General features: G+C 71.3%; 20 protein-coding genes. 11 read left to right on the top strand and 9 right to left on the bottom strand.

Annotated features, from left to right (window positions below; genetic code table 11):
- On the top strand, window positions 1-320 hold a 320-nt coding region (locus BXA11_RS34580), incomplete at its 5' end, for an RICIN domain-containing protein (protein ID WP_143734691.1).
- A 105-nt stretch (window positions 321-425) separates the two neighbouring features.
- Here the strand turns inward: BXA11_RS34580 and BXA11_RS34575 are convergent.
- Together BXA11_RS34575 and BXA11_RS34570 are read right to left on the bottom strand one after the other, a co-directional pair.
- Window positions 426-1,619 carry a PP2C family protein-serine/threonine phosphatase gene (locus BXA11_RS34575; protein ID WP_083744791.1) on the bottom strand — a complete coding sequence of 398 codons (1,194 nt, stop codon included), beginning with the start codon at window positions 1,617-1,619 and terminating at the stop codon, window positions 426-428.
- A gap of 188 nt (window positions 1,620-1,807) precedes the next feature.
- Window positions 1,808-2,506, bottom strand: a complete 699-nt coding sequence (locus tag BXA11_RS34570) for a methyltransferase domain-containing protein (RefSeq protein ID WP_076441381.1) — start codon at window positions 2,504-2,506, stop codon at window positions 1,808-1,810.
- A 116-nt stretch (window positions 2,507-2,622) separates the two neighbouring features.
- On the opposite strand from BXA11_RS34570, the gene BXA11_RS34565 reads away from it, so the two are divergent.
- A complete protein-coding gene (locus tag BXA11_RS34565; protein ID WP_143734690.1) occupies window positions 2,623-2,889 on the top strand; it encodes a hypothetical protein in 267 nt (88 codons plus the stop codon).
- Between the two features lie 114 nt (window positions 2,890-3,003).
- Here BXA11_RS34565 and BXA11_RS34560 read toward each other — a convergent pair whose 3' ends face one another.
- A complete protein-coding gene (locus tag BXA11_RS34560) occupies window positions 3,004-5,499 on the bottom strand; it encodes a PEP/pyruvate-binding domain-containing protein (protein ID WP_076441377.1) in 2,496 nt (831 codons plus the stop codon).
- A gap of 1 nt (window position 5,500) precedes the next feature.
- Window positions 5,501-6,217 (bottom strand): TetR/AcrR family transcriptional regulator, encoded by a 717-nt coding sequence (locus BXA11_RS44115; protein ID WP_076441375.1) that lies wholly within the window; start codon window positions 6,215-6,217, stop codon window positions 5,501-5,503.
- A gap of 688 nt (window positions 6,218-6,905) precedes the next feature.
- Here BXA11_RS44115 and BXA11_RS34550 point away from each other — a divergent pair.
- On the top strand, window positions 6,906-7,271 hold the full coding sequence (locus BXA11_RS34550; protein WP_076441373.1) for a hypothetical protein: 366 nt from the start codon (window positions 6,906-6,908) through the stop codon (window positions 7,269-7,271).
- Between the two features lie 130 nt (window positions 7,272-7,401).
- Here the strand turns inward: BXA11_RS34550 and glpK (BXA11_RS34545) are convergent, their stop codons facing one another.
- On the bottom strand, window positions 7,402-8,925 hold the full coding sequence (gene glpK / locus BXA11_RS34545) for a glycerol kinase GlpK (protein ID WP_076441371.1): 1,524 nt from the start codon (window positions 8,923-8,925) through the stop codon (window positions 7,402-7,404).
- 48 nt (window positions 8,926-8,973) lie between these two features.
- Complete coding sequence (locus BXA11_RS34540) at window positions 8,974-9,753, bottom strand: IclR family transcriptional regulator (protein ID WP_030511832.1); 780 nt, start codon at window positions 9,751-9,753, stop codon at window positions 8,974-8,976.
- Between the two features lie 288 nt (window positions 9,754-10,041).
- Between BXA11_RS34540 and BXA11_RS34535 the strand changes: the two genes are divergently transcribed.
- From BXA11_RS34535 to BXA11_RS34525, 3 genes are all read left to right on the top strand, one after another.
- Window positions 10,042-10,878 carry an MIP/aquaporin family protein gene (locus BXA11_RS34535; protein WP_030511833.1) on the top strand — a complete coding sequence of 279 codons (837 nt, stop codon included), beginning with the start codon at window positions 10,042-10,044 and terminating at the stop codon, window positions 10,876-10,878.
- 59 nt (window positions 10,879-10,937) lie between these two features.
- On the top strand, window positions 10,938-12,455 hold the full coding sequence (glpK, locus tag BXA11_RS34530; RefSeq protein WP_030511834.1) for a glycerol kinase GlpK: 1,518 nt from the start codon (window positions 10,938-10,940) through the stop codon (window positions 12,453-12,455).
- A gap of 63 nt (window positions 12,456-12,518) precedes the next feature.
- The gene (locus BXA11_RS34525) at window positions 12,519-14,237 is read left to right on the top strand and encodes a glycerol-3-phosphate dehydrogenase/oxidase (RefSeq protein ID WP_204054050.1); all 1,719 of its coding nucleotides are present in this window, start codon (window positions 12,519-12,521) and stop codon (window positions 14,235-14,237) included.
- Window positions 14,238-14,374: 137 nt separating this feature from the next.
- Here the strand turns inward: BXA11_RS34525 and BXA11_RS34520 are convergent, their stop codons facing one another.
- The 3 genes from BXA11_RS34520 to BXA11_RS34510 all read right to left on the bottom strand — a co-directional run bounded on the left by BXA11_RS34520 (window position 14,375) and on the right by BXA11_RS34510 (window position 18,055).
- Window positions 14,375-16,138, bottom strand: coding sequence for a YncE family protein (locus BXA11_RS34520; protein ID WP_159454894.1), 1,764 nt, complete (start codon window positions 16,136-16,138; stop codon window positions 14,375-14,377).
- Window positions 16,139-16,210: 72 nt separating this feature from the next.
- Window positions 16,211-16,885, bottom strand: a complete 675-nt coding sequence (locus tag BXA11_RS34515; protein ID WP_159454893.1) for an HAD hydrolase-like protein — start codon at window positions 16,883-16,885, stop codon at window positions 16,211-16,213.
- A 27-nt stretch (window positions 16,886-16,912) separates the two neighbouring features.
- Window positions 16,913-18,055 (bottom strand): ROK family protein, encoded by a 1,143-nt coding sequence (locus BXA11_RS34510; protein ID WP_076441363.1) that lies wholly within the window; start codon window positions 18,053-18,055, stop codon window positions 16,913-16,915.
- A 105-nt stretch (window positions 18,056-18,160) separates the two neighbouring features.
- Between BXA11_RS34510 and BXA11_RS34505 the strand changes: the two genes are divergently transcribed.
- The 5 genes from BXA11_RS34505 to BXA11_RS34485 are packed head-to-tail and all read left to right on the top strand — an operon-like array spanning window position 18,161 to window position 22,252.
- On the top strand, window positions 18,161-18,889 hold the full coding sequence (locus BXA11_RS34505) for an amino acid ABC transporter ATP-binding protein (RefSeq protein WP_030511839.1): 729 nt from the start codon (window positions 18,161-18,163) through the stop codon (window positions 18,887-18,889).
- A 22-nt stretch (window positions 18,890-18,911) separates the two neighbouring features.
- On the top strand, window positions 18,912-19,841 hold the full coding sequence (locus tag BXA11_RS34500) for a glutamate ABC transporter substrate-binding protein (protein WP_030511840.1): 930 nt from the start codon (window positions 18,912-18,914) through the stop codon (window positions 19,839-19,841).
- On the top strand, window positions 19,841-20,485 hold the full coding sequence (locus tag BXA11_RS34495; protein ID WP_030511841.1) for an amino acid ABC transporter permease: 645 nt from the start codon (window positions 19,841-19,843) through the stop codon (window positions 20,483-20,485). The genes BXA11_RS34500 and BXA11_RS34495 overlap by 1 nt, the downstream gene beginning before the upstream one ends.
- Complete coding sequence (locus BXA11_RS34490; protein ID WP_076441362.1) at window positions 20,482-21,315, top strand: amino acid ABC transporter permease; 834 nt, start codon at window positions 20,482-20,484, stop codon at window positions 21,313-21,315. Before BXA11_RS34495 ends, BXA11_RS34490 begins: the two co-directional genes overlap by 4 nt.
- Complete coding sequence (locus BXA11_RS34485) at window positions 21,302-22,252, top strand: asparaginase (protein ID WP_076441360.1); 951 nt, start codon at window positions 21,302-21,304, stop codon at window positions 22,250-22,252. The genes BXA11_RS34490 and BXA11_RS34485 overlap by 14 nt, the downstream gene beginning before the upstream one ends.
- The last annotated feature ends 4 nt before the right edge of the window (window positions 22,253-22,256 follow it).

Below are 22,256 nucleotides of genomic sequence, written 5' to 3'. Positions count from 1 at the left end.
CCGACGGCACCCAGGTGCAGCTGTGGGACTGCAACGGCCAGACCAACCAGACCTGGTCCTCCACCTCAGCGGGCGAGATCCGCGTGTACGGCAACAAGTGCCTGGACGCGGCCGGCACCGGCAACGGCGCCAAGGTGCAGATCTACAGCTGCTGGGGCGGCGACAACCAGAAGTGGCGCGTCAACTCCGACGGCTCCATCCAGGGCGTCCAGTCCGGGCTGTGCCTGGACGCCACCGGGCAGGGCACCGGCAACGGCACCAAGATCCAGCTATATTCCTGCCACGGCGGCACCAACCAGAAGTGGACCTGGAACGGCTAGCCCCACTCACACCCGCCGCCGGGGACCGCGCGAGCACGTCCCCGGCGGCGGACGGGGGTTCGGCCCTTCCGCCCCGAATCGCACGGGAGAGCGTCGCGGGGCGGGTCAAGGGCTGAGCTTCTCGTGCGCGTTGCCGTGCCACTCGACCAGCAGCACGCTCGCGTCGTCATGCAGCCGGTTGTCGTGATACTCCAGCACGGTCCGGATCAGGCGGCGCAGCGTCTCGGGCACCGGCAGTCCGGCGGCGTTCTGCTTGATCATGAACTCGACGAACCGGCCCAGGCCGAACTCGCCGCTGTCGGGGCTGCGCATCTCGGTGATGCCGTCGGTGTAGAGAAGGATCCGATCGCCGGGCTCCAGCTGTTCGCGGCACTGAACGACGGGCAGGCCGAGGTCGAGCCCCATCGGGTGGGCGGGCGGGCAGTCCAGGGTGGACGTCCAGCGGCCGTGGCGGATCAGCACGGGCGCGTGGTGGCCGCGGTTGACCCAGGTGAACAGGCCGGTGGAGAGGTCGAGGTCGCCGATGATCGCCGTGACGAAGCGGTCGCCCCGGCCGAACTCCTCGATCAGTACCCGCTCGATCGCCTCGCTGTTACGCGCCAGGCTCATGCCCTGCCGCCGGTGGTTGCGGCAGGCGGCCACGGCGAGGTTCGCGGTCAGCCCGGCCGACACGTCATGGCCCATCGCGTCGAAGACGCTCACGTGCGCCATGGAGCCGGAGGTGGAGTAGTCGAAGGCGTCGCCGCCGATCTCGTACGCCGGCTCCAGCACGGCGCCGATGGTCACCGCCGGCGTGGCGAAGGTCAGCGGCGGCATGAGGTTCCACTGCATCTCGGCCGCCACGTTCATCTCCCGGCTGCGCACCAGCCGCGCGTGACAGTCGCTGAACGAGCGCTTGCTGACGACGATCAGCGCGATGAGGGACGCGATGTGCCGCATGCGCTCCTCGATGTCGTCGCCCTCCGACGTGGGGGTCATGTGCAGCACGCCGAGGCGCTCGGTGCCGTCCAGCACGGGAACCCACCACTGGTCGGGGGCGTCGCCCTCCGTGACGCTCCGCAGCGTGCGCACCTCCTGCAGGGCGAGCCCGGCGAGCGTGGTGTCGATCTTCAACTCCTCCGGCTGGGCGTCATCCCCGCCGGGGCCGTACAACCGGCGCAACACGCTCTGCTGCAGGTCGGCCAGGTAGATGCCGACCTCCGCGAAGCCCGCATCGCGTTTGTGGCGGTCGACCAGCGACGGGATGTCCTCGAACGCCACCAGATGGCTGTCCTCCAGCATGCCCGTCAACGCGCGCATGAGCCCACGATCATGAGAAGGGGGGATGCCCTGCTCCATCTGCCCACCCCCGTGGTCCTCCGTCACCTACCCACGATGCGCCACTACCCGTAGTGTCAGCCCGAACACCATGACGATTTGGGCGACGAATTACCCCAGTGCGGGTGCATTGCCGCGGTGTGGGCGCCTTCGGCGACCCGGCGGACCGCTCAGTCGAAGAAGCGCGCCAGCCGCCGCTCGCAGGCGGGCTCCCGGCCGTCCTTCGCCGGGACGAGGTCCGCGAAGACCGTGGACTCGTCGCGCGTGACCAGCAGCGGATACCAGCACCGGCCCGCGTCGTCGGGCCGGCACAGGTGCTTGAACGTCTGCACGTCGATCAGCCTGACGTGCGTGGGGTCGGCCACCGCGTTGACGTGCCGCCACCAGGGCGCGAGGACGTGCAGCACGCCGCCCGGCCGCAGCATGCGGTGGCACTCGCGCAGCAGGGGCAGGTAGTCGGCCAGGTGTTCCAGCACGTGCACCACGAAGATCTGGTCCACCGCCTCGTCCGCCAGCGGCACTCCGTACGCCAGGTCGGCCAGCACGTCGACCACCGGGCCGGGGCGCAGGTCGATGCCGATGTTGTCGCGGTGCTGCTTGGTGCCGCCGCAGCCGAGATCGACGACGCGGGGCGAGACGCCGGCCACCCGCACCCGGTCCCACACCGCCAGCACCCCGGCCAGGCGGCCGAGACGCTCGCGCAGCACGGCGAGCTCGGCGGTGGACGGCACGTCCCCCTCGACGTGCGCCACCCCGCCGTCGAAGCGGATCCGCACGTCCAGGCCGCGCAGCCGGGGGTCGTGCGCCAGGAGGTCCGCCGCCGCCTCGTCGAGGTCCCGGTCGACCAGCTCACGCCGACGCCTGTCCATCCCGTCCACTCCTCGCTCCGATCACCTGTCGTCTACCCCCGGGAGGCCGGGGCGTACGCATGACAGGCCTTTGCGAGGATGAATGAAGGCCGTACGACGGGGGCAGGTGAGCGGTCATGCGCGATCCGCAGGCCGGGGGGACCGGCGGACAGCAGCGAGGACATGTGGGAGGAGACGCGGACGTGGTGGCGGACAGATCAGGAGCGAAGGACGCGAGGGGCGCCTCGCCCGAGCCGCTGACGCCGGAACCGGACGACGGGGGCCTGGAGGAGATGATCGGCGACGTGTCCGACATCGAGACGCCGGCCGCGGAGACGCCGCCGCCGACCGGGACGGAGTCGGCGATGCCCGAACCCGAGCCCGACATCGGCCCGACCTCCTGAGCCGTCCCGGCTCCGCGCGGATGGCGGGGCGTCGCCGCCGCCGCGACCGGCGGGTGGTGGGCCATGCCCGCCGCTCCGCATCGCCGGTAGCGGCCCCGAGTTCGGTCAGCGGCTTCAAGCGCCGAGCAGTTCCACCGTGCCGTTCGCGCCGTCCACCCTGATCCTGTCGCCGTCGCGTACCCGCATGGTGGCGTTGCCGGTGCCCACGACGGCGGGGATGCCCAGCTCGCGGGCCACGATGGAGGCGTGCGAGAGAGGCGCCCCGACGTCGGTGACCACGGCCGCCGCGCGCGGGAACAGCGGCGTCCAGCCCACGTTGGTGAGCGTGGTGACCAGGATCTCACCGGGCCGGAGCCGATCGCCGTCCTCGGGGCGGGCGATCACCCTGGCGACACCCTCGACCACGCCCGGCGCGCCGGGGAAGCCGGTCACGGTGTCCACGGCCGGGGGGACGCCGCCGCGGGCATCGTAGATGTCGGCGCGCCTGCGGGGGTCTGCCGCCCAGCGGACCGGGTCGAACCGGCCCACGATGAGCGTCGGGTAGGGCGGGAGCGCCGCGTACATCTCGTACGTCGCCCGCCGGACGGGCACCCGCTGCAAGGGAGTGGCGTCGCCGCGGAGCACGGCGAGCAGTTCGTCCAGGTAGAGGTGGAAGAGGTCACCGCCGTGACCGGTCAGCTCGCCGGCCCGCAGGACGAACGCCCGCAGCACCCAGAACGCGCGGACGACCTCCGACCGGGTGGCCTCGCGGTCGCGCACCACCCCGGCCCAGCGCTCGACCCTCGCCCGCATCCCGGCCTCGCGGCGGGGGTGGCGCCGAGCCAACCGCGCCCACGCCTCCTCCCTGGCCTCGCGCTGCCGGGCCAGCAGGACGTCCGCGTCGGCCCGTGTGTCCCGCAGCCCCGCGAGCTGGGCGTCGATCCAGGCGGGGTCCTCCCCGGGGCGCGGGACGGACACCTCGAACTCGTGCGGTCCGCGGTGGCCATAGAGCCGGGCGAAGGTCTCCCTGGTGATCTCGCCGGATGCCAGCCGGCCCAGCCCCGTAATCAGGCCGAGGCTGGCCAGCTCGTCCTCGCCGCCCGCGCCCGTCAGGATGGCGTCCGCGTCGGTCTCGCCCACCAGCGTGCGCAGCCTGCCGCGGGTGAAGACGAGCGTGCCGCCACCCTGCCGGCCCGCGGCCTCCAGCATGCGGCAGGCCGTGCGGAAATGCGGCTCGACGGCCCGCGACCACAGGCCGGCCAGTTCCGGCGCCGACGAGGTGGACCGGATCGCGGCGCGCAGTTCCTCGCATCGCTCCAGGGAGGTGGACAGGAAGGCCCGCATGCCTCCGAGGCTCGCCTTGACCCTGCGCTGGCGGCGTACGGCCAAGGGCACCGCCGTTGTGATGATCTGCCACCGGGACATCCCGAGCGGCGGCACGTCCAGGCCCGGCGGCAGCTTGCCGAAGACCTGCTCGATCGCACCGAGCCTGCTCCCCATGCCCAACGCCCGGGCGACGGAGACCGCGATGCTCAGGTTCATGTAGAAACGGCCGCCGATGTTGCCGACCAGATCGAAGCCGGGCATCGTGGCCGCCGACATGGCCTCGTTGATGAACAGGCGGACGAACGACCAGGTGATGGGCGTCATGACGTCGGGGATGGCCTCCCCGAGGTTGCCGGACGTCCACAGGTAGTCGCCCTTGAGGCTGTCGTTCCACTCCTCCACGCGTGGCCCGGCGGCGGTGATCGGGCGGGCCTGGACGAGGGCGAACGTGCCCGCGCGCCTGGTCCATTCCACGTCCATCGGCCTGCCGTACAGCGCCTGGACGCGCGCTCCCAGCTCGGCCAGCGCCAGGGCCTGCGCCCGGGAGAGGACGGTAGCCCGGCGCATGTCCTCGGGGACCGGCTCCTCGCGGGTGCCGCCGGGGGCGAGGACGGTCATGACGGTCTTGTCGCCGGTCCGCTCCTCGACGACCGCGGCGCCGGAGACGACGACCGTGTCGGGGATGACCTGGCCGCCGACCACGGCCTCACCCAGGCCCCACGACGCGTTGATCACAATCGAGTCGCGGGCGCCGGTGACGGGGTCGGCGGTGAACATGACGCCCGCCGCGTCGGCGTCCACGAGCTCCTGCACCACGACCGCCAGGGCGACGTCGTCGTGTGGCACGCCGTTCTCCTCCCGGTAGGCGATGGCACGGGAGTTCCAGAGGGAGGCCCAGCAGCGTTTGACCGCGTCGAGCAGCCCATCGGCTCTGACGTTGAGGAAGGTGTCCTGCTGCCCGGCGAACGACATGCCGGGGAGGTCCTCGGCGGTGGCGGACGAGCGCACGGCCACCGGGACGTCGTCGCCCAAGGCGGCATAGGCGGCGCGGATCTCGGTGGCGATCGGGCCGGGAACCTCGCGCCCGGCGAACAGGGCCGCGATCCGCTCGGCGTCGCCCGCCGCGGCGGCGGCCAGCGTCTCCTCGCGGAAGTCCGCCACGAAGGCCCGGTAGGCCTCGGTGGTGACGTGAAATCCGCCGGGGACGGGCAGCCCTGCCCGTGCGAGGGTGGCCAGCGAGGCGCCCTTCCCGCCCACGGTGGCGAGGTCGGCGCCGGTGTCGTCCAGGGGGATGACGACCTTCATGTCACACGCTCCTCGGAGAGCTCAGGGAATCCGCCAGCTTGCGCCGGGCGACGTAAGTCATCGAGTCGAGATAGTCGAGGGTGGCCCGTTCCACGGCGTCTACGGCGTCATCCGGCAGCGCCCGTCCGGTGCCGATGGCGCGCTCGACCATGTCGGCGAGCAGCGGGGCGAGTCGCTCCTCCGGGGGAGGCCCGCCGGGGAGCATCCACGGCACGGTGAGGAACCCGTAAATGATCGAGCCGATCACCAGGACGTGGTCGCCCGACAGGTCTCTGGCAGCGCCCACCTGGATCAGCGCGGCGTAGTAGGCGTCCAACGCCTCGCCCGGGTTCACCGCGCCGGGGCCGTGCCGCTTCTGCCGGACGAGCTTGCCGAGCACCTCCGAGTCGCCGACGAGCGCCGCCTTGAGCAACGGCCGGCGCAGCAGGCCCGCGGCGATCCCGGCGAACAGATCGCGCGGGGTGGCGGGAGCGCTCCGCCGCACCTCCTCGAGCATCCGCACCCGCTCCCGGCGCAGTAGCGCGGCGAAGAGCGCGTCGCGCGTCCTCCAGTGCAGATAGATGGTGCCCTTGGCGACGCCGGCCTGTTTGGCGACGTCGTCGATGGTCGTCTTGTCGTAGCCCCAGCGGCCGATCAGCTCGGCGGCGGCGTCGAGGATGCGGTGCGCCCGCTCCACCTGGCGCGCCGGATCCTGCGGGGGCCGTCCCACTTTGGTCATCCGCCCATCCTCATTGATTGACTGGATGACGCTATATGGTCATTAAATTGAGCGCAAGGGGCGGCAGCTCGTATAGAGCTTGCCGCCAGTGATGGCTGGCCTGGGCGCGGGCTCGATGGCGTCGTGGCCGGCAAGACCGGCACAACAGGTCAATCACGCTGCGGGAGGTCTGGCTGAGCAGCCGGACAAGCAGATGCCGGATCCCGCCGAGCGTCGGTGGTGCCGGCTCGGGTTCGGCTGGCTGGCTCGTTCTCGGGCGGTAACCGCGGCGAGGAAGGCGTGGGCGAGCATGACCTGGTGAGCTCCGGCTCCGCCCGCAGGTGCGGGCGTCGCTCGGTGATCGCGCGTCCGTCGGCGTCTCTGCACCAGCCCACGCGTAAGATCGCCGTCTACGGCTGGAGTATCGGGTGTCCCGTCTGGAATGCTCCGCCCATGCCGGTGACGTCCTTTCCGCAGTCACGGATCGTCGTAGCAGCAGGCTTTTCCTGTGGTGAAATCGCAGCGATGATAGGGCTCTCCCGCCTGGAGGCCGATCGTGGGCAGTAACCCGCCGCCTGAGCAACCGCATGGTCAGCAGCCGCCGATACAGCCGGAATATCGGACACCAGAGCGACCCTATGTTCGGCAGCCACCGCCGGTCTCGCCGGAATATTCGCCGCGAGCGCAGTCGTCAGCGCAGGACGCGCTGATGGGGGCCGTCGCCGCGGTGACTCTGATTCCATTCCTTCAAGCCTTCGCCACGAAAACCGGCGAAGACATGTATGCGTGGATTCGTGAAAGGGGTTGGAGAAGGGACCGGAGGAGACTCAGGAGCCAGCGCAAAAAGGGGATCATCTATCTGGCGGACCCCGAGCTGAAGATCCTCATTTCGTTTCCCAGCGATCTCCCGCCGCACATCGTCGCGAACGCCGCCCTAGTAGCTCAGGGGGTCGGCAAGGCGCCTCGCGCCGGTTGGGTGGGGATCGCATGGGACTCCTCGGCCGGCGGTTGGACCGAGATCCCGATCGTCACCCCGCCTCGGCACACCGTCCGGTTGCGCACTGACGAGGCCTGACAGCGCTCGCGGAGGCCTCGCTAGGTCCGGGGGACCACCGTTGATGGGGGAGGACGGTCTGGCCGGTGGAGAAGGCCGCTCCCGTCCCCCGCTCGCGGCGGGTGATCGACCAGCCGCCGACCGGCCGCTGTCAGGGGCGGGCCCGGCCCGCGGTGGGCTTGATCCAGTCGAGGGCGCGCTCGACCGCCCGCCGCCAGTTGTCGTATTCGTCCTCGCGCCGTTGCGGGTCCATCGCCGGCGTCCACTGGGCGGCGCGGTGCCAGTTGCGCCGCAGGCCCTCCAGGTCGGGCCAGTAGCCGACGGCGAGCCCGGCGGCGTACGCCGCGCCGAGGGAGACGGTCTCCGCGACCATGGGCCGGACCACCGGCACGTCCAGCACGTCGGCGATGAACTGCATGAGCAGGTTGTCGGACGTCATGCCGCCGTCGACCTTGAGCGTGGTGAGGGCGATCCCCGCGTCGGCGTTCATGGCGTCCACCACCTCGCGGGTCTGCCAGCCCGTGGCCTCCAGCACGGCGCGGGCGAGATGGCCCTTGGTGATGTACGAGGTGAGCCCGACGATGACCCCGCGGGCCTCGCTGCGCCAGTGGGGCGCGAACAGCCCGGAGAACGCCGGGACGATGTAGCAGCCGCCGTTGTCGTCGACCGTGCGGGCCAGGGTCTCGATCTCCGGGGCGGTGCTGATGATCCCGAGCCGGTCCCTGAACCACTGCACGAGCGCGCCGGTGACCGCGATGGAGCCCTCCAGGGCGTACACCGCGGGCTGGTCGCCGATCTGGTAGCCGACCGTGGTGAGCAGGCCGTGGGTGGAGGCGACCGGCTCGGTTCCGGTGTTGAGCAGCAGGAAGGCGCCGGTGCCGTAGGTGCACTTGGCCTCGCCGCGGTGGAAGCAGGTCTGCCCGAACAGCGCGGCCTGCTGGTCGCCGAGCGCGGCGGAGATCCGCACGCCGGGCAGCACCCGCCGTGCCGTGCCGTACGTCTCGCTGGACGGGCGGATCTGCGGCAGCATCACGCGGGGAATGCCGAAGAAGCCGAGCAGGACCGGGTCCCAGTCGAGGTCGCGCAGGTTCATCAGCAGCGTGCGGCTGGCGTTGGTCACGTCGGTGACGTGGACGCCCCCGTCCGGCCCGCCGGTGAGGTTCCAGATGAGCCAGCTCTCCATCGTGCCGAACAGGACGTCGCCGCGCTCGGCGCGTTCGCGCAACCCGTCGGTGCTGTCCAGCAGCCAGCGGACGGTGGGGGCGGAGAAGTACGTGGCAAGGGGCAGGCCGCAGCGCTCGCGCACCACGTGCGCGTCGGGGCGGCGGGACAGCTCGTCGACCAGCGTGTCGGTCCGGGTGTCCTGCCAGACGACGGCGGGGGCGACCGGGACGCCCGTGCGCCGGTCCCACAGCACCGCCGTCTCCCGCTGGTTGGCGATGCCGACGGCGGCGACCTCGCCGGGCCCGATGCCCGCCTGGGCGAGCGCCTCCGGCCCGATCCGCTCCAGGTTGCGCCAGATCTCGACCGCGTCGTGCTCCACCCATCCGGGACGGGGGAAGTGCTGCTTGTGCTCCCGCTGCGTCACCGAGACCAGCCGGCCGCGCTGGTCGAACAAAATGCACCGGGTCGAGGTGGTGCCTTGGTCGATGGACATCACATAACGCTGGGTCACGGCGGGCCTACCTTCTGGCGGCGGAAGCGGTGTGGGGAGTGGAGAGGGTCACCAGCGGGAGGCGCCGAGGTCGCGGGAGACGGCACGCGCCGCGTCGCGCACATAGCCCACCAGGTCGGGGCGGGGACGCCCGCCGGGGTCGCAGATCCGCTCGGTGGCGCCGGAGATGCCCATCGCGCCCACCACGAGACCGCCGTACCCCCGGATCGGGGCGGCCACCCCCGCCTCGCCCATGCCGGCCTCGTCGACGTCCGACGCCCAGCCGTGCTCGCGCACGGTCGTGAGCACGCGCGACATCTCCCTGTGCGTTCGCACGGTGCGGCGGGTGAACTGCTCCAGCTCCCCGTCCTGTACGGCGTCATGCAGTGCGGCGGCCGCGTTGGCGTCGTAGGCGAGCAGCACCTTGCCGATCGCCGTGGCGTGCATGGGCAGGAGCATGCCGACGTCGAGCGTCTGCAGGCTGTCGTCGGGCCGGAAGACGTGGTGGACGACCAGGACCTTGCCCTGCAGGTGGGTGCCGATCCGCACCGCCTCGCCGCTGCGCGCGGCCAGGGCGTCGGCCCAGTTGATCGCCCGGGAGCGGAGCTCGTTCACGTCGAGGTAGCTGGTGCCCAGGTGCAGCAGTGCCGCGCCGAGCTGGTACTTGCCCGTCGCCTCGTCCTGCTCGACGAAGCCGACGAGCTGGAGGGTGCGCAGGATGCCGTGCGCCGTGCCGCGGGCCAGTCCGAGGGAGTTCGCGATCTCGGTGAGGCCGAGCCGCCCCGATCCCTGGGCGAGCAGCCGCAGGATCGCGGCGGCGCGCTCGATGGACTGGACCGGACCTGGCACGCCCCGGATCCTAGCGATGTCGACTGGTGTTCGACAATGCCGACACCCCGCCGGTGCAGGTGCGCTGAGCTGCTGAAAGATCTTCGGTAATGGGACAGGTTTGCGCGAAATGTGATTGTTCGCGTCATACCCGGGGAGCGTAGTACGCGGTTCTGAATGTGACCAGTGTTCGACAATGCCGACGATCTTTCGTTGACGCTCCCTTGGGCGGCGTTTAACGTCCGGACGACCGGCAGTGCTCACAACGGGCACTTCTGGATGTGACGGGCGTGGTCAAGGAGGAGACACATGGCGGAAGGGCGAAGCGACCGGCGGCTACTCAATCCACTTGCGGGTGAGCTCGCGGCCGAGTTCGCGGGCACGGCGATCCTCATCCTGTTCGGCGTCGGGGTGGTCGCCCAGGTGGTGGCGGGCGGCATCGGCGACCACGACAGCATCGCGTGGGCGTGGGGGCTGGGGGTGACCCTCGGGGTCTACACCGCCGCCCGCATCAGCGGCGCCCACCTCAACCCGGCCGTGACGGTCGCCCTCGCGGTCTTCAAGGACTTCTCCTGGCGGAAGGTCCTGCCGTACGCGCTGGCGCAGACCGCGGGCGCCTTCGTGGCGGCGCTGCTCGTCCGGTGGAACTACGCCGAGGTCCTGGCCAAGGTCGACCCCGGCCACACGATCAAGACGCAGGGGGTCTTCTCCACCCTCCCCGGCAACGGCACGCTGCCGGTCACCCAGTGGGGAGCGCTGCGCGACCAGATCATCGGCACGGCGATCCTGCTGTTCCTGATCTTCGCGATCTCCGACGAGCGCAACTCCGCGCCGCTCGCCAACCTCGCGCCGGTCATCGTCGGCCTGCTCGTGGTCGCGATCGGCATGGCGTGGGGGACCGACGCCGGCTACGCCATCAACCCCGCCCGCGACTTCGGCCCGCGCCTCGCCTCGTTCTTCACGGGGTACGGCTCGGCGTTCCGCGACCAGTACGGTGGGCTCTACTTCTGGGTGCCGATCATCGGCCCTCTGGTCGGCGGCGTCATCGGCGCCGGGCTCTACCAGCTCCTGGTCGCCCGTTTCCTGCCGCGTACGGACGCGTCGGAGCCCGGCCGCACGCCGGAGCCCGCCGCGCAGGCCGGCTGATCATCCCCGGGGCCGAGACCAGCAACGTCCACCTCACCGAAACGAGAGGCGCAACGAGAATGGCAGACTACGTCGGCGCGGTCGACCAGGGGACGACCAGCACCCGTTTCATGATCTTCGATCACGGCGGCAACGAGGTCGCCCGCCACCAGCTGGAACATCAGCAGATCCTGCCGCAGGCGGGCTGGGTCGAGCACAACCCGACCGAGATCTGGGAGCGCACCCGGGCGGTGATCGAGACCGCGATGCGGACCGCGGGCCTGCACGCCTCCGACCTCGCGGCGCTCGGCATCACCAACCAGCGCGAGACCGCCGTCGTCTGGGACCGGCGCACCGGCCGGCCCTACTACAACGCCATCGTCTGGCAGGACACCCGCACCGACCGCATCGCCTCGGCCCTGGATCGGGAGGGCAAGGGCGAGGTGATCCGGCGCAAGGCCGGCCTGCCGCCCGCCACCTACTTCTCGGGCGGCAAGATCCAGTGGATCCTGGAGAACGTCCCCGGCGTGCGTGAGGCCGCCGAGCGCGGTGACGCGATCTTCGGCAACACCGACACCTGGCTGCTGTGGAACCTGACGGGCGGCGTCGACGGCGGCGTCCACGTCACCGACCCGACCAACGCCAGCCGCACGATGCTGATGAACCTGGAGACGCTCGACTGGGACGACGAGCTGCTGTCGTTCTTCGGCGTGCCCCGTCAGATGCTCCCCGAGATCCGGCCCTCCTCCAACCCCGACCTGTACGGCGTGACCCGCGCCGGCGGCCCGCTCGGCGGCGAGGTCCCCCTCGCGGGCGACCTCGGCGACCAGCAGGCCGCGACCGTCGGCCAGGTCTGCTTCGAGCCCGGCACGGCCAAGAACACCTACGGCACGGGCAACTTCCTGCTGCTCAACACCGGCACCGAGCTCGTGCGCTCCCAGCACGGCCTGCTCACCACGGTCTGCTACCAGTTCGGCTCCGCCAAGCCCGTGTACGCCCTGGAGGGGTCGATCGCGGTCACCGGCTCCGCGGTGCAGTGGCTGCGCGACCAGCTCGGCATCATCTCGGGGGCGTCGCAGAGCGAGGCGCTCGCCCGGCAGGTCGAGGACAACGGCGGCGTCTACTTCGTGCCCGCGTTCTCCGGCCTGTTCGCGCCCTACTGGCGCTCCGACGCCCGCGGCGCCATCGTCGGCCTGTCCCGCTACAACACCAACGCCCACCTGGCCCGCGCCACGCTCGAATCGATCTGCTACCAGACCAAGGACGTGGTCGGCGCGATGGAGCAGGACTCCGGCGTCGTCCTCGACGTGCTGCGGGTGGACGGCGGCGTGACGGCCAACGAGCTGTGCATGCAGATGCAGGCCGACATCCTCGGCGTCCCGGTGTCGCGTCCGGTGGTCGCCGAGACCACCGCGCTCGGCGCCGCGTACGCCGCCGGGCTCGCCGTGGGCTTCTGGAAGTCCACCGACGACCTCAAGCGCAACTGGCACGAGGACCGCCGCTGGGAGCCCACCTGGAGCGACGAGCAGCGCGAGCGCGGCTACGCCGGATGGCGCAAGGCCGTCCAGCGGACACTCGACTGGGTCGACGTCGACTGAGCCGCCCGACAGAACCGGGCCGCTGACAAGAACGAGGGAGTCAACACCGATATGTCTGTACCCATGGGTCCCCGCGCTCGGGAGGCGGCGCTGCGGAGGCTGGCCGAGGACGAGTTCGACGTCCTGGTCGTCGGCGGCGGGGTGGTCGGCGCCGGGGTCGCGCTCGACGCGGTCTCGCGTGGCCTGTCCGTCGCGCTGGTGGAGGCCCGTGACCTCGCGGCCGGCACGTCGAGCCGGTCGAGCAAGCTGATCCACGGCGGGCTGCGCTACCTGGAGCAGCTCGACTTCCGGCTGGTGCGGGAGGCGCTCAGGGAGCGGGGCCTGCTGGTGACCCGGCTGGCCCCGCACCTGGTGCGTCCGGTGCCGTTCCTGTTCCCGCTGCGTCACCGCGTCTGGGAGCGCGGCTACGTCGGCGCGGGCGTGCTGCTCTACGACACGCTCGGCGGCGCCCGCGTGCTGCCGCGGCACCGCCAGCTCAGCCACAGCCGGGCTCTGCGCGAGGCACCCGGCCTGCGCAGCGACGCGCTCGTAGGGGCGATCAAGTACTACGACGCCCAGGTCGACGACGCCCGCTTCACGATGACGGTGGCCCGCACGGCCGTGCAGTACGGCGCCTGCGTCACCACCCGCACGAAGGTCACCGGGTTCCTGCGCGACGAGTTGCCGGACGGAGGGGCACGGGTCACCGGCGCGGTGGTGCGCGACCTGGAGGGCGGCGCCGAGCTGCGGGTCAGGGCCCGTCAGGTGATCAACGCCACCGGCGTTTGGACCGACGAGATCCAGCGGCTCGCGGGAGCGTCGCCGGGCTCCCGGGGGTCGGTGACGGTCCAGGCGTCCAAGGGCGTGCACCTCGTCGTGCCGAGGGAGCGGATCCGGCTCGACACCGGGCTGATCCTGCGCACGGAGAAGAGCGTGCTGTTCGTCATCCCCTGGGGCCCGCACTGGATCGTCGGCACCACCGACACCCCCTGGGACCTGGACAAGGTCGAGCCGGCCCCCACCCGGGCCGACATCGACTACATCCTGGAGCACGTCAACGCCGTGCTGCGGACGCCGCTCACCCACGACGACATCGAAGGCGTCTACGCGGGCCTGCGCCCGCTGCTGGGCGGGTCGGGGTCGTCGTCGCCGACCGTGAAGCTGTCCAGGGAGCACGCGGTCATCCGGCCCGAGCCCGGCCTGGTCATCGTCGCGGGCGGCAAGTACACCACCTATCGCGTGATGGCCAAGGACGCCGTCGACGTCGCGGTGGCCGGCCTCGGCCAGAAGGTGCCCGCGTCGGTCACCGACCGCGTCCCGGTCCTCGGGGCCGCCGGGTTCGAGGCGCTGCGCAACAACAGGCGCCGTCTCGCCGGGCGCGCGGGGCTGCCCGTCGCGCGCGTCGAGCACCTGCTCGGCCGGTACGGCTCCTGCGTCGAGGAGGTGCTCGCGCTGGTCGAGGCCGATCCCGGCCTGGGCGAGCCGATCCCCGGCGCGGAGGGCTACCTCAAGGCCGAGGCCGTGTACGCGGTCACGCACGAGGGGGCGCTGCACCTGGAGGACGTCCTGGTCCGGCGCACCCGGGTCTTCATCGAGGAGCGGGACCACGGGCTCGCGGCGGCCCCCGAGGTCGCCGCGCTGATCGCGCCCGTCCTCGGCTGGGACGACGACCGGATGCGCGCGGAGATCGACGCCTACCGCTCCGGCGTGGAGGCCGACCTCGCCGCGCAGCGTGAGATCGACGACGCCGCTGCCAACGCCGTCCGCCTCGCGGCCGCCGCCCCGGCGAACCAGGTGGCCTAGAGATCGGAGGCGGCGGCCTCGGCCTGTTGGGAGACAGGCCGAGGCCGCCGCGCATCGTCAGAGCCGGGGGAGGGGCGGACGCGACGGCGTCCGTGGGGGAGCCTCCCCTGATCGATCTTGTCCGGTTGCCGTGCCGGTCATTCCTGCGGCGCTTCTTCGACCGTCATATCGAGGGTGGCCGTCGTCGGCAGGCTCGCCCGGTCGCCGTCGAACTCAACGCGATACGAATACTCGCCCGCCTCGGTGGGTGTATCCATGAAGCGGAATCGTCCGTCGAAGATGATCGTGGACACGGACGGCAGCGCGGTTACCACGGTGCCCCTGCTGTTGGTGACCTCGCGCAGGACCCTCAACTTGGTGGTGGAACCCACGGGTTGACCACCCTGGGAGAGCACCCCGCTGAACTTGAGTTGTGTGCCGACGATGCCCGTCTCCGGTCCGGACAGGGTGATCGACGACGCTGCCTTGACCAAGGTGACGGTCGCCGAGGCGGTGCTCCAGTGCACGGTCGGACTGCCGTTCCAGATCACGTCGTATCTGATCACCCCAGCGCTTCTCGGCCTGTCTGCGAAGGTGAACGTGCCGTCCTCCGCGGTCGTCACTTCGCGGGTGAGTGCGGCGCTGTCGTTCACGTAGCGGGTCACCGAAAGCGGCTGCTCGCCCGGAGCCGACCCGTCGGGCAGCGTGAGCCGGCCGGTCAGGGTGAGTATGTCGGCCCCGGTCCCGGTCCCGGTGGACGGAGCCGTCAGGGTCAACGTGGATGCCGGGAGCGTGCCGGTTTCCAGCCGCCACAGGTGCAGCTCCTCGCTATCCACGTCTCTCCATGTTGCGAAGAGGTCGTTATTCGAGAAGGTGAGACTCCGCAGGTCCATCCGACCGCCATGCTCGGTGAGCGTGCCGGTGTGGACCGGGGCCGCCGTCGCGCTGTCGTACAGGGTCATGCCCAGTCCTGACTTGGTCCCGCGTCCGCCCGCGACGAGAGTTCCGTCCGGGCTGACCGCGACGACCGGCAAGTAGTAGCCGGCGGTCGGATCCGGGCCGTAGGCGCGGACCTTCTGGAGGCCGCTCGTGTCCCAGGCGAAGTATTCGTGCGAATCGAGGAATGTCGCGATGACCGTCGAGCCGTCCGGTGTGATGGCGAGGTCTCCCAGGAAGCCCGTGTCGTAGTCGTAGCCGTCGATGATGCCGCGCAGAGTAGCTTGGGACCTGATTACGTCGTACACCGTCAGGCTGGCCGGGGAGTGCCCCGAGTCGCCGACCACCAGAGTGTTTCCGGCGGCGGCGACCTTGGGGCTGGCATAGGTCGATGCCACCGGGGTCAGTCGTGATGCGTGTCCGAACGACGTGTCGATGCGGACGACACCGCCATCCCATTGGTCGCACCCATATCCCACGAAGAGCCGTGTGCCCGACAGTGCCAAGTTGGTCGGGCATGGGTATTCGGCCAGGCTGATCAGCCGGATGATTTCGAGGCTGGCGGTGTCGATCACGGCAACCTCGTTCGAATCGCGTAGCGCCGCATACAGCCGTGTGCCGTTCGGCGCGATGGCAAGGCCCAGCGCACCGGACAGCCCGGCGATGGTGGCGTTGGGCGTGCCGTTGGCATTGACGACAAGAATTCGGTCGCCCCCGGCGATGAAGGCCTTTCCTCCGCCCGCGACCACGTCACCGCCGCTCGTGATGCCCAGGTCGGTCGTGATGTCGGCGGCCGAGGCGGCCGGTGCGTGCACGACAAAAAGGCCGGCTGTCACCGCCAAAGTGGTTGCGAGGCAGGCCAGCAGCCGGGTGATTGACGACTTATGGAATCCGCCGCTCTCTTCGCGGGGCGACGAGCGCCCGGGAATTCCTGATTCCGATGTGCTGGAACGACTGGGACGTTTCCGAGGGAATGTGATGATCACGACAGTGATCTAGCCATGTCCACCCCGATCACGTCAAGGCGATTTCGCCTCGTACGCTGGCGTATTCGTGCGTTACGACCCGCCGGGCGTATCCATTTCAGGGATGGCCGTTTGGGAGAGCACATCGAGAAGGCGTTCGGGGGTGTCGACCACGGCGACGAGGCCGGGATCGGCGAAGTCGGCCACCTCGCCGAACCCCCAGGTGACGGCGATGCTCCGCACCCGGCAGGTGGCCGCGCCGGCGACGTCCTCCCTGCGGTCGCCGATCATGACGGCCGCCTCGGGCGGGGCGCCGAGGACGTCGAGCGCGTGCCGGACGACGTCCGCCTTGTGCCGTCGTGACCCGTCGAGCGTCGCCCCGGCCACGTACGCGAAGAAGCCGTCGAGCCCGAAGTGCACCAGGATCTTCTCCGCGTAGACGGCCGGCTTCGAGGTCGCCACCGCCAGGGTCCAGCCGTCGGCGACGAGCGCCTCCAGCACGGCGGGGATCCCCTCGATGACCTCGTTCTCGTACATCCCGTCGGTGTAGCGCTCGCGGTACGCGTGGATCGCCTCGTCCAGACGCTCCGGCGGCACGCCGAGCAGGAGGAGTCCCTCCGGAAGGGGAGGGCCGATCATGGTGCGGAGCCGCTCGTGCTCCACCTCCGCGATGCCGACCGCGGACAGGGCGTGCCGCAGCGACGCGACGATGCCGGTCTCGGGGTCGGTCAGCGTGCCGTCGAGGTCGAAGAGGCAGTATCGGGTCACGTACGGCTGTCCGTTCAGGATCGGTGTTCAGGCGAGCACGGCGTCGAGCAGCAGGGATCCGGCACCGAGCAGGGCGGCGTCGGGCCCCGACCGCGTGGTGGAGATCTCCAGGTCGCGGGTGGCCAGCGGCAGGCACCGCTCGTACACGGCCGCGCGGATCGACGCGATCAGCGGCTCGGCCGGCGACAGGCTGCCCCCGACCACGATCGCGTCGGGGTTGATGAAGTTGACCAGCACGGTCAGCACCTCGCCGATGAGCCGGCCGGCGTTGCGGACGAGGGCGGTGGCCTCGGGCACCCCGTCCTCCACCAGTGCGACGACGTCGGCCGGCCGCCGCACCTCGATGCCCTGCTCGTTGAGCACGCTCATGAGGGCCGCGCCGCTGGCGTAGGCCTCAAGGCAGTCGTCGTGGCCGCAGGAGCAGGTGACCGACGAGTCGCTCCTGACCCGCACGTGGCTGATGTCCCCGGCCGCGCCCCGCCCCCGGTGGAGCGTGCCGTTCACGATCACACCGCAGCCGATGCCGCTGCCGGCCTTGAGCACCATCAGCGTCTCGCACTTCGGCCACGACCTGGCCTCCCCGGCCGCCATGAGGTTGGCGTCGTTCTCCACGAGCACCGGCAGGTCGAAGTGCGCGCCGAGGCGCTCCGCTACGGGGAAGTTGTTCCAGCCGGGCATGCGCGAGGGCGCGACGACCCGGCCGGTCCCCGGGTCCACCGGCCCGGGGATGCCCGTGCCGACCCCGCGCAGCGGGACCCCGGGCGGGCCGTGCGCGGCCAGCAGGTCCTCGAACGCGCCGGCCATCCAGTCGATGGTCGCCTCGGGGCCGTCCGCGATCTCGCAGGGGCGCTCCTCGACCACCAGCGGGGTGCCGCTGAGGTCGAGGAGGCCGAGGCGCGCGTGGTGGGCGCCCAGATCGGCGACCGCGAGCAGTCCCGCGCTGGGGCTGAGCCGCAGCCGGCGTGGCCGCCGGCCGCCGCGGGAGGTGCCCGCGCCCTCCTCCACCAGCAGCCCGCTGCCGATCAGTTCTTCGACGCGCAGCGAGACGCTGGAGGCCGCCAGGCCGGACAGGCGGGCGAGTTCCGCCCGCGACTCGGCGTGGCCGGCGGCGACGAGGCGCAGGAGGTCGCCCTGCGCCCCCCGCACCGGCAACCTCTCTTTACCTGGCATGGAGGTAAGAGATACCACGACGTGACTTAGTGCGCCAACGCGTTGACTTCGACCAGAATCATCCATTACGGTCCGCCATAACTTCGATTTCGAAGGAAGATGGCGATGATTCGGGTACGAGGCCTCAACAAGTGGTTCGGTGAGCACCACGTGCTGCACGACGTCGATCTCGACGTGGCGCGCGGCGAGGTCGTGGTGGTGATCGGCCCCTCCGGGTCCGGCAAGTCGACGCTGTGCCGGTGCCTCAACCGGCTGGAGGCGGCGGACTCGGGCGAGATCCTCGTGGACGGGGTGCCCGTGCCCGCGGAGGGCCGCGCGCTGGCCCGGCTGCGGGCCGACGTGGGGATGGTCTTCCAGAACTTCAACCTCTTCCAGCACAAGACCGTGCTGGAGAACGTGATGCTCGCGCCGATGAAGGTGCGCGGCGTGAGCCGCGCCGAGGCCGAGCGGACCGCCCACGAGCTGCTGGCCAGGGTCGGCATCGCCGAGCAGGCCGGCAAGCAGCCCGCGCGGCTGTCGGGCGGGCAGCAGCAGCGCGCGGCCATCGCCCGCGCGCTCGCCATGCGGCCCAAGGCCATGCTCTTCGACGAGCCCACTTCGGCGCTCGACCCGGAGATGGTCGGCGAGGTCCTCGACGTGATGACGGGCCTGGCCGCCGACGGCATGACCATGGTCGTCGTCACCCACGAGATGGGGTTCGCGCGCCGCGCGGCCGACCGCGTGGTGTTCATGGACGGCGGCCGGATCGTCGAGACGGGGGAGCCGAACGCCTTCTTCGACTCGCCTCGAACCGATCGGGCCAGGGACTTCCTGGCCAAGGTACTCACGCACTGATCGCAAAGGATGGTGGACCCCGATGGTGTCCATTAAGCGGGTGGCCGCTGTCGCCGCCGTGGCGATGGCCGGCCTGACGGCCTGTGCCGGGACGGACTCGGCGAGCTCCGCCGTGCCGGGCGCGGCCCCGAGCGAGGGCGGCGGGAGCGGCGTGCTCGCCAAGGCTCCGGTGGCCGCCGCCGCGGACATCCTGCCCGGCTCGACGATGGAGAAGATCAAGCAGCGCGGCGAGCTGATCGTCGGCGGCTCGCTCGACGCGCCGCTGCTGTCCCAGCAGAACCCCGCCACCGGCGAGGTGGAGGGCTTCGACGCCGACCTCGGCAAGGCTCTGGCCAAGTACATCATCGGGCAGCCGAAGGTGAAGATCGTCAACGCGGCGTCCGAGACCCGCGAGGCGCTGCTGAGCAACGGCACCGTCGACGTGGTCTTCCAGACCTACACGATCACGCCGGAGCGGGCCGAGCAGGTCTCCTTCGCCGGGCCGTACTACTCCTCGGGCCTGTCCATCGCGGTCAAGAAGGGCACGACGGGGATCTCCTCGCCGCAGGACCTGAACGGCAAGACCGTCATCGCCGGGGCCAACACGCCGGCGATTCCCGAGATCAAGAAGCTCGCGCCGCAGGCGAAGATCATCACCTTCGGCGGCGACCCCGAGTGCGTCCAGGCGCTCAAGCAGGACCGCGGCGTGGCCTACGTGCAGGACGAGACGCTGCTGGTCGCCGATGCCAAGAAGGACCCCGAGCTGCAGGTCGTGACCAAGCCGTTCACCCAGGACCCGTACGGCATCGGCCTCAAGCACGCCGACGACCAGTTCAAGTCGTTCGTCAACGACTGGCTGAAGAAGATCCAGGCGAACGGCGTCTGGCAGGACATCTGGAAGAACTCCCTCGGCACGGTCGTGCAGGGCGAGGCTCCCACGCCGCCCGAGATCGGGTCGGTGCCGGGTTCCTGATGTCGGCGCTGCTTGATCACCTGCCCGAGTTCTGGCAGGGGCTGGTCGTGACCCTCCAGATGACCGTGGCGTCGTTCGCCGGCGCCGCGGTCGTGGGGCTCGTGATCGTGGCGATGCGGGTCGGGCCGGTCCCGGTCCTGCGCGCGGTCGCGACGGTCTACGTCGAGACCCTGCAGAACCTCCCGCTGCTCGTGCTGCTCGTGCTCGCGGTCTTCGGCCTGCCCGAGATCGGGCTCAAGGCCGGCCTGACCACCACGGCCGTCGTGGTGATCGCGCTGTACGAGGGCGCCTACATCGCCGAGGCCCTCCGCTCGGGCGTCAACGCGATCTCCTCGGGTCAGGGCGAGGCCGCCCGGGCGCTGGGGCTGACGTTCGGCCAGTCGCTGCGCCACGTCGTGCTGCCGCAGGCGCTGCGCACGGTCGTGCAGCCGATCGGCAACATCTTCATCGCGCTCACGATGAACACCTCGCTCGCGGCGGCCGTCGGCGTGGTCGAGCTGACCGCCGCCGCCAACCGGGTGAACCTTCTGGAGGCACAGCCGATCCCGATCTTCGTGGGGGCGGGCCTGGCGTACGCCGCGATCGCCGCCTGCGCCGGGTTCGTGACCGGGCGGCTCGAACGGCGGCTGGCGGTGGCGCGATGAGCAACCTGCTGTTCGACGAGCCGGGCCCGCGCGCCCGCCGCCGCATCCGCCTCGCCACCGTCGCGGGCGTGCTGGTGCTGCTCGCCCTGCTGGCCCTGGCCGTGCGCCAGTTCGCCGCCAACGGGCAGCTCGCCGCCGAGCGCTGGCAGCCGTACGCGACCTGGCCGATGTGGCGCTACCTGCTCGGCGGGCTGTGGTCCACGGCGCTGGCCGCCGTCGTGTCCGCCGCGCTCGCGATGGCGGCCGGGATCGCCCTCGCGCTCGGACGGCTGTCGCGGCGCCGGGCGGTCCGCCTGCCGTCCGCGGCGTACGTCGAGGCCGTGCGGACGATCCCGGCGCTGCTGCTGGTCTACCTCGTGCTGTTCGCGCTGCCGAGGTACGGCCTGGACCTTCCGCTGTTCTGGAAGCTCGTGGCGCCGCTGGCCGTGTCCAACGCGGCGCTGTTCGCCGAGGTCTTCCGGGCCGGGATCATGTCCGTGGAGCGGGGGCAGGGAGAGGCCGCCCTGGCCCTCGGGCTCACCCACGGGCAGTCGATGCGCCTGGTCGTGCTGCCGCAGGCGGCCAGAAGGGTGCTGCCCTCGATCGTCAGCCAGTCGGTCGGCCTGCTGAAGGACACCTCGCTCGGCTTCGTCGTCAGCTACGCCGAGCTGCTCTACAGCGGCAAGGTCCTGGCCAACTACAACGGCCTGCTCATCCAGACGTACATCGTCGTCGCGCTGGTCTACCTCGTGGTCAACGCGTCGCTGTCCGCGCTCGCCCGTTCCCTCGACCGCTCCGTGGCGGGCAGGGGCGGCGCGCGCAGGAGGAAGATCACTCGTGTCCCTCGCTGAATACGCCCCGCTCGCGGAGGTCGTGCGGTCCGGTTTCGTGGAGAGCGTGCACTTCGGCAGCGCGGTCGCGCTGTCGGCGGGTGGCGAGGTCGCCGTCGCGCGCGGCCCGGTGCACGCGCCGGTGCTGCCGCGCTCGTCGGCCAAGCCGTTCCAGGCCCTCGCCTGCCTGCTCGCCGGGGCCCACCTGCAGGGCCCCGCGCTCGCGATCGCCGCGGGCAGCCACACGGGGGAGGACTTCCACGTGCGGCTCGTGGCCGGAATGCTCGCCGAGGCCGGGCTCGGCTTCGGCGACCTGGGCTGCCCACTGGACTGGCCGGAGGACGAGGCCGCCCGGCAGGCCCTGGTCCGGGCGGGCCTCGGGCCGTCGCGGGAGCGGATGAACTGCTCGGGCAAGCACGCCGCGATGCTCGCCGCCGCCGTGGCCGCGGGCGCGCCCACCGCCACCTATCTCGACCCCGGCCACTTCGTGCAGGAACGGGTGAGGGCGGTGGTGGAGGAGCTGTCGGGGGAGAAGGCCGCCCACGTCGCCGTCGACGGCTGCGGCGCCCCGCTGTTCGGGATCTCGCTGACCGGCCTGGCCCGCGCGGTTCGTGCCATGGTCGTGTCCGCGCAGGGGACGCCGCCGCGCGCGGTCGCCGACGCCATGCGCGCGCACCCGGAGTACGTCGGCGGGACCGGCCACGTGAACACCCGCCTGATGCGGGCGCTGCCCGGGGCCGTGGTGAAGGGCGGCGCCGAGGGGGTGCTGGTCGTGGCGCTCGCCTCCGGGCACGCGGCGGCCGTCAAGGCGATCGACGGCGGACCCCGGGCGACGACCGCGATCGCGCTCGCGGCGCTGCGGGCCGCCGGCGCGGACGTCTCGGCGGCGGCCGAGTTCACGACCGTTCCCGTGCTGGGCGGGGGAGTCCCGGTCGGCGAGATCAGTGCTGTTTTCTGAGCGG

The organism is Microbispora rosea (genome assembly GCF_900156315.1).
Lineage (GTDB): Bacteria > Actinomycetota > Actinomycetes > Streptosporangiales > Streptosporangiaceae > Microbispora > Microbispora rosea.
This window is presented reverse-complemented; position numbering and strand designations above follow the sequence as displayed.

Bases quoted from the DNA above. Each gene is read 5' to 3' on its own strand.
- BXA11_RS34575 (WP_083744791.1), bottom strand. From the start codon at position 1,619: ATGCGCGCGTTGACGGGCATGCTGGAGGACAGCCATCTGGTGGCGTTC.
- BXA11_RS34570 (WP_076441381.1), bottom strand. From the start codon at position 2,506: ATGGACAGGCGTCGGCGTGAGCTGGTCGACCGGGACCTCGACGAGGCG.
- BXA11_RS34565 (WP_143734690.1), top strand. From the start codon at position 2,623: ATGCGCGATCCGCAGGCCGGGGGGACCGGCGGACAGCAGCGAGGACAT.
- BXA11_RS34560 (WP_076441377.1), bottom strand. From the start codon at position 5,499: ATGAAGGTCGTCATCCCCCTGGACGACACCGGCGCCGACCTCGCCACC.
- BXA11_RS44115 (WP_076441375.1), bottom strand. From the start codon at position 6,217: ATGACCAAAGTGGGACGGCCCCCGCAGGATCCGGCGCGCCAGGTGGAG.
- BXA11_RS34550 (WP_076441373.1), top strand. From the start codon at position 6,906: ATGGGGGCCGTCGCCGCGGTGACTCTGATTCCATTCCTTCAAGCCTTC.
- BXA11_RS34535 (WP_030511833.1), top strand. From the start codon at position 10,042: ATGGCGGAAGGGCGAAGCGACCGGCGGCTACTCAATCCACTTGCGGGT.
- glpK (WP_030511834.1), top strand. From the start codon at position 10,938: ATGGCAGACTACGTCGGCGCGGTCGACCAGGGGACGACCAGCACCCGT.
- BXA11_RS34525 (WP_204054050.1), top strand. From the start codon at position 12,519: ATGGGTCCCCGCGCTCGGGAGGCGGCGCTGCGGAGGCTGGCCGAGGAC.
- BXA11_RS34510 (WP_076441363.1), bottom strand. From the start codon at position 18,055: ATGCCAGGTAAAGAGAGGTTGCCGGTGCGGGGGGCGCAGGGCGACCTC.
- BXA11_RS34505 (WP_030511839.1), top strand. From the start codon at position 18,161: ATGATTCGGGTACGAGGCCTCAACAAGTGGTTCGGTGAGCACCACGTG.
- BXA11_RS34500 (WP_030511840.1), top strand. From the start codon at position 18,912: ATGGTGTCCATTAAGCGGGTGGCCGCTGTCGCCGCCGTGGCGATGGCC.
- BXA11_RS34495 (WP_030511841.1), top strand. From the start codon at position 19,841: ATGTCGGCGCTGCTTGATCACCTGCCCGAGTTCTGGCAGGGGCTGGTC.
- BXA11_RS34490 (WP_076441362.1), top strand. From the start codon at position 20,482: ATGAGCAACCTGCTGTTCGACGAGCCGGGCCCGCGCGCCCGCCGCCGC.